General features: G+C 39.3%; 7 protein-coding genes. All 7 read left to right on the forward strand.

Annotation, left to right across the window (positions count from 1 at the left end):
- The coding region (locus Q9Q35_RS10485; RefSeq protein ID WP_304653310.1) for a hypothetical protein at window positions 1-186 on the forward strand (186 nt) is incomplete at its 5' end.
- 3 nt (window positions 187-189) lie between these two features.
- Window positions 190-594: a crAss001_48 related protein gene (locus Q9Q35_RS10490; RefSeq protein WP_304653311.1), complete on the forward strand. Its 405-nt coding sequence runs from the start codon at window positions 190-192 to the stop codon at window positions 592-594.
- A 2-nt stretch (window positions 595-596) separates the two neighbouring features.
- Complete coding sequence (locus tag Q9Q35_RS10495) at window positions 597-887, forward strand: hypothetical protein (RefSeq protein ID WP_304653312.1); 291 nt, start codon at window positions 597-599, stop codon at window positions 885-887.
- Window positions 884-1,369, forward strand: coding sequence for a class I SAM-dependent methyltransferase (locus tag Q9Q35_RS10500; protein ID WP_304653314.1), 486 nt, complete (start codon window positions 884-886; stop codon window positions 1,367-1,369). Before Q9Q35_RS10495 ends, Q9Q35_RS10500 begins: the two co-directional genes overlap by 4 nt.
- Window positions 1,344-1,538, forward strand: a complete 195-nt coding sequence (locus tag Q9Q35_RS10505) for a DUF6877 family protein (protein ID WP_257576633.1) — start codon at window positions 1,344-1,346, stop codon at window positions 1,536-1,538. The genes Q9Q35_RS10500 and Q9Q35_RS10505 overlap by 26 nt, the downstream gene beginning before the upstream one ends.
- Before the next feature lie 234 nt (window positions 1,539-1,772).
- Complete coding sequence (locus tag Q9Q35_RS10510) at window positions 1,773-1,943, forward strand: hypothetical protein (protein ID WP_304653315.1); 171 nt, start codon at window positions 1,773-1,775, stop codon at window positions 1,941-1,943.
- Entirely contained in the window at window positions 1,940-2,341 is a 402-nt protein-coding gene (locus Q9Q35_RS10515) for a RusA family crossover junction endodeoxyribonuclease (protein ID WP_221677974.1), read from the forward strand. Before Q9Q35_RS10510 ends, Q9Q35_RS10515 begins: the two co-directional genes overlap by 4 nt.
- Window positions 2,342-2,344 lie beyond the last annotated feature (3 nt).

Below are 2,344 nucleotides of genomic sequence, written 5' to 3' on the forward strand. Positions count from 1 at the left end.
GATGAGTATTTAAGGGTAGATCGTTATAATGACTCGTGGTATTGGGGAGGTAGAACACCGACGAAAATGGGACGATCACAATTTACGCAAGATGAAATCGACGAGATGCAAAAAGATCCACGAGCCAAAGGGCTTAATCTCAACGTGTTAAAGGTCGAAGTACCTGAAGATGAATTGGAGGACTAGGGAATGAAAGTTGAAATTTTTGATGAAAACTCTGAATTTGATGGCGCTTATGGCTTTGAGAAACGTATCAACAAGTTCATCCAAGACAAGAAAGTGATTGACATTAAATATCAATCGAATTGTTCAGGATTTGCAGATAGTGGTGTTCACAGTACAGATTATGAGCGCAGTGCGCTAATCATGTACGAAGACAATGAAGAGACAGCTAATAACCCAGTAGTTGAAAAGCTTAAAGAAGAAAAAGCTGATCTGGACGAAAAAATCAGAAAGTTAAAAGCTTTTCTAAATGATGATGAAAAATTATCAAGTATCGGAAAAGAGCAAGCGAAATTGTTGGACCTTCAGCTGGAAACTATGGAACGGTATAGTGGTATTTTGTGGGCTCGCATAGATGATTTGGAGGGCTGAGAATGAAATTTTATAAGGTGTTTGACTATAACAGTCAGTATATCGCTTTTTGGGGGAGTGATCTTTTAAAGGTGATCGATGACTGGAAGAGTTATGTAAATGATAATGATGCTGATGAGTATGACGAAAACGACGAAGTGGAAGTAAGAGCATTTGAAATGCGTGATCTTAATTCAGACGAATACAAAAATTGGGATAGCGAAGAGTACTTTGAAGAGTTATCTGTACCAATTAAAAAATTTGTATTGAGAGAAGTAGATAACGATTGGCTAGAATGGGTGGAGAGCCAATGAAAATATTAGATGTATGCTGCGGTAGTCGAATGTTTTGGTATGACAAGCGTGAGCCACATACGACATACATGGACATCAGAAGACATCACGAAGAGCTTCCGACAGGTCATGTTATCGACGTTGATCCAGACATCCAAGCTGATTTTCGTAGCATCCCTTTTGAGGATGACACGTTTGATCTTGTGGTGTTTGATCCACCGCATTTGATATATGCTGGTCCAAATAGTTGGCTAGCCAAGAAGTATGGCAAGCTCGATAAAGAAAGTTGGCCAGAAGATTTGAAACATGGATTTGATGAGTGCAGGCGAGTGCTTAAACCATCTGGAACATTGATTTTCAAGTGGAACGAAGATCAAATCAAGTTTAGTGATGTGATCAAAGTATTTGGTCAGAAACCTATTCTAGGCGATCAGAGGAGTAAAACTAGATGGTCCATTTTTTTGAAGGGAGATAAAGATGACAGCCAAAGAAAAAATAGTTGAATTGCTAAGCAGGTATAGTTATCCGATCGCCGTAATCGATGATATTCGGGGACGTGTAGGAGATTTTTATTTATCTGGTAACTCAAGTGATGATAATGATCCATACTTGTGGCAACAAGTACGGTATCTGGAGAATGTCAAAAAGTTTGTTTTGGAGATGAGTGAATGACAGCATTAACAATCGTGATCGCTGGAGCTTTTCTAGCGATCGGAATTTTCATCGGATATGCAATCAGTGAATGGGGTGATGTAAACAATGTTTAATGTGTTGACGAATATTTTTCTTGTGCTACTTATTGTGATCACAGCTTTGGGAATTGTCTTTGTTTTGTCATTGATCGTAATGGTAGTAAGTGTAGTGAAAAGGGAAATTAGGAAAAATAACGAAGATAGGAGACAGTAAATGAGTAAGTATAATTTAATCGCGTTTGTGATCATCGTTGCATCGATTTTCTGGAACATGTTTGTAGGTGACATGTTGCAAGCAATCGTCAGTGTCGGTTTCTTGTGTGCGTTCTTGTTGAGTTTGATCTTGATCGAGTTGGTAACGTTAAACAAACGGAAGAAACAATGATCCTTCACATTGAACCAGTCGAACAGGCACGTCCGAGAGCTACAAGGTATGGCAGAAGTATCAGAGTGTATGATCCGCCAAAAGTATCGAAGTACAAGAAACAGCTAGCTCAGTTAGCGAGATCACAATACAAAGACGAGCCACTTGATGGATCACTTGAAGTCGAAATTTCTTTCTATCGTCCAGTTCAGAAGTCACTATCAAAGATAGAACGTTCCAGAAGACTCTCAGGTGAGCATAGACCGACAGTAAAGCCTGACTTGGATAATTACATCAAAAGTACGTTAGACGCCTTAAACGGCATTTTATGGACAGATGACGCACGCATAGTTGATCTACATGCACACAAGTATTACTCCGATGATCCGCATATCGAGATCACGGTGACAGAGTTGTAAGAC

It is taken from the genome of uncultured Ligilactobacillus sp. (assembly GCF_948826705.1).
Classification (GTDB): domain Bacteria; phylum Bacillota; class Bacilli; order Lactobacillales; family Lactobacillaceae; genus Ligilactobacillus.

What these genes read in the sequence shown, in the direction of transcription:
- Q9Q35_RS10490 (WP_304653311.1), top strand. Translation starts at nt 190, where the DNA reads ATGAAAGTTGAAATTTTTGATGAAAACTCTGAATTTGATGGCGCTTAT.
- Q9Q35_RS10495 (WP_304653312.1), top strand. Translation starts at nt 597, where the DNA reads ATGAAATTTTATAAGGTGTTTGACTATAACAGTCAGTATATCGCTTTT.
- Q9Q35_RS10500 (WP_304653314.1), top strand. Translation starts at nt 884, where the DNA reads ATGAAAATATTAGATGTATGCTGCGGTAGTCGAATGTTTTGGTATGAC.
- Q9Q35_RS10505 (WP_257576633.1), top strand. Translation starts at nt 1,344, where the DNA reads ATGACAGCCAAAGAAAAAATAGTTGAATTGCTAAGCAGGTATAGTTAT.
- Q9Q35_RS10510 (WP_304653315.1), top strand. Translation starts at nt 1,773, where the DNA reads ATGAGTAAGTATAATTTAATCGCGTTTGTGATCATCGTTGCATCGATT.
- Q9Q35_RS10515 (WP_221677974.1), top strand. Translation starts at nt 1,940, where the DNA reads ATGATCCTTCACATTGAACCAGTCGAACAGGCACGTCCGAGAGCTACA.